Source organism: Streptomyces africanus, assembly GCF_002150735.1.
In the GTDB taxonomy this organism is placed as follows: domain Bacteria; phylum Actinomycetota; class Actinomycetes; order Streptomycetales; family Streptomycetaceae; genus Streptomyces; species Streptomyces africanus.
The window spans coordinates 1-2,201 of sequence record NZ_MUKA01000466.1 but is presented as its reverse complement, the minus strand read 5'-3'; the positions used below and the strand labels follow the sequence as shown (position 1 = coordinate 2,201).

Annotated in this window: 3 protein-coding genes; 2 read left to right on the top strand and 1 reads right to left on the bottom strand. The window is 70.1% G+C overall.

Features of this window, described 5'->3' with window-relative positions; all coding sequences use genetic code 11:
- Positions 1-72 precede the first annotated feature (72 nt).
- Positions 73-495: an Hsp20/alpha crystallin family protein gene (locus CCL05_RS39930; RefSeq protein ID WP_208641719.1), complete on the bottom strand. Its 423-nt coding sequence runs from the start codon at positions 493-495 to the stop codon at positions 73-75.
- A 234-nt stretch (positions 496-729) separates the two neighbouring features.
- Between CCL05_RS39930 and CCL05_RS39925 the strand changes: the two genes are divergently transcribed.
- Both CCL05_RS39925 and CCL05_RS39915 read left to right on the top strand, forming a co-directional pair.
- Positions 730-1,032 (top strand): hypothetical protein, encoded by a 303-nt coding sequence (locus tag CCL05_RS39925; protein WP_086565500.1) that lies wholly within the window; start codon positions 730-732, stop codon positions 1,030-1,032.
- A gap of 308 nt (positions 1,033-1,340) precedes the next feature.
- On the top strand, positions 1,341-2,201 hold an 861-nt coding region (locus CCL05_RS39915; RefSeq protein ID WP_208641720.1), incomplete at its 3' end, for an alginate lyase family protein.

Sequence of the window (2,201 nt, the reverse complement as noted above, 5' to 3'; positions counted from 1 at the left end):
GTACCCACGAGGGCTGTCCCGTGGGGGGGACGTCCTCGGGACAGCCCTCGTGGGTACGTGAGTGCCGTGCCGTCAGCCGCTGAGCTGCTTGGGCTTGTCGCCGCCCGTGATCTGGATGCGGCGCGGCTTGGCCTGCTCGGCCACCGGGATGCGCAGGGTCAGGACGCCGGCCTCGTACGAGGCGTCGATGCGCTCCGTGTCCAGCGTGTCGCCGAGGAAGAGCTGGCGCGTGAAGGTGCCGGTGGGCCGTTCGGCGACGAGCAGCTCCGCGTCCTCGGGGGCGGGGGACCTGCGTTCGGCTCGGACGTTCAGGACGTTGCGTTCGACGTCCAGCTCGATCGTCTCGGGGTCGATGCCGGGGAGGTCGAAGTGGACGAAGAACTCGTCCCCGGAGCGGTAGGCGTCCATCGCCATCGCCGAGGGGCGCGTGGCGGGGCCGAGGACCTGCTGGGTCAGCCGGTCGAGTTCACGGAAGGGGTCCGTGCGCATGAGCATCACTGGTCACTCCTCTCTTCAGGCGCTGCCGGTGCGATGCCCTACGTTCTTCGCCTTCTTATATAACTCGGAGCGGGAAACTTGACAAGCCTCGACTCATGTTCGGGTGGCCTGTGGCCTGTGGGAACGCGCCTTCGTGCGCCCCGGCGCGTGCGCCCCCGGCCTGGGGAGTTAGCCTCGATGATCGCGAGCGGGGCAGGAGCAGCAGGAGCAGAGCAGAAGCAGGAGGCAGGGATGGCGAAGGTTCCCAGTGCGGTGATCGCCGCGAGCGGGCTCGTGGGCGGGTACGGCGTCGCCCGCTGGACTCGGCAGCGGCCGCTCGGCGGGGCCGTGCTCGCCGTCGCCGGGGCCGCGGCCGCGCGGCAGTGGCGGCAGCAGGCCGGTGGGGTGGCCGCGGGGGCGTTGTCGGCCGCGTATGTCGCCGCCTTCGCCGGGTCTCATCCGCTGGCCAAGAAGGTGGGTGCCTGGCCTGCCGTGTTCGGGGTCGCGGGGGCCGTAGCCGCGGCGTCCTGGGTGGTTGCCGACCGGCGCGGTTGAGTACGACCGGCGCGGTTGAGCAGCGCGCACAGCGAAGAACCCCGGCCCTGAAACCAGGGCCGGGGTTCTCGTCTGGAGCGCCGGGCAGGCCTTGCACCTGCATCTCCCCGCAGGAAGCGGGACGTCTTTCCTTGGACCACCAACGCATCGTCCGTCTGCCGGAGTTCCGGCGAGTGGACGCAGATCAACTATAGCGCAGTTTTTGTTATCGCCTTCGCCGTCCCGCCGTCTCCTCACCGTCCCCCGCAGGAACGCGACTTACGACGTTGAGGTACGCCAACGTGACACGACAGATCAGCCGCCGGAGCATGTTGAGGGCCGCAGGTGCGGCAGCCGGAGCCGCCGGCATCGGTGTCGTCGGCGCCGGGATCGGTACGACCGCGCTCGCGAGCCCGGCCGTCGCCGCCGGCTCCGCTTTCGCCCACCCCGGGCTGCTGCACACCCGTACCGACCTGGACCGTATGGCGGCCAAGGTGAAGGCGGGCGCCAGACCCTATACGGCAGGGTTCGCCAAGCTCGCCGCCAACCGGCACGCGCAGAGCGGCTGGCGGGCCAATCCGCAGGCGACGGTGTACCGGGGGGCGGGTTCGCCGCAGAACTACGCGGTGCTCTACAACGACATCCACGCCGCCTATCAGAACGCCCTGCGGTACCGCGTCAGCGGCGAGACCGCGCATGCCGACACCGCGGTGGCGATCCTCAACGCCTGGTCGGGGAAGCTGACCTCGATCCAGGGCTCGGCCGACCGGTTCCTGGCCGCCGGGCTGTACGGGTACCAGTTCGCCAACGCCGCCGAACTCGTACGCGATCACGGTGACTTCGCGCTCGGGCGGGCGCAGGACGTGATGCGGAACGTCTTCCATCCGGTCAGCGACAGCTTCCTGCGCGATCACAACGGTGCCGTCGTCACCAACTACTGGCCCAACTGGGACCTGACGGCCATCGCCTGTGTGCTCGCCACGGGCATCTTCTGCGACGACCGTGCCGTGGTCGACCGGGCCGTCGAGTACTTCAAGCACGGGGACGGCATGGGGTCCGTCAAGCACGCCATTCCCGTCGTGCACGACGACGGGCTCGCCGAGTGGGTGGAGTCCGGGCGGGACCAGGGGCATGCGCTGCTCGGGGTCGGGCTGATGGGCACGGTCTGCGAGATGGCCTGGAACCAGGGC

Excerpts from the sequence above, each read along its gene's own strand:
- CCL05_RS39930 (WP_208641719.1), bottom strand. The coding sequence starts at position 495 with ATGCTCATGCGCACGGACCCCTTCCGTGAACTCGACCGGCTGACCCAG.
- CCL05_RS39925 (WP_086565500.1), top strand. The coding sequence starts at position 730 with ATGGCGAAGGTTCCCAGTGCGGTGATCGCCGCGAGCGGGCTCGTGGGC.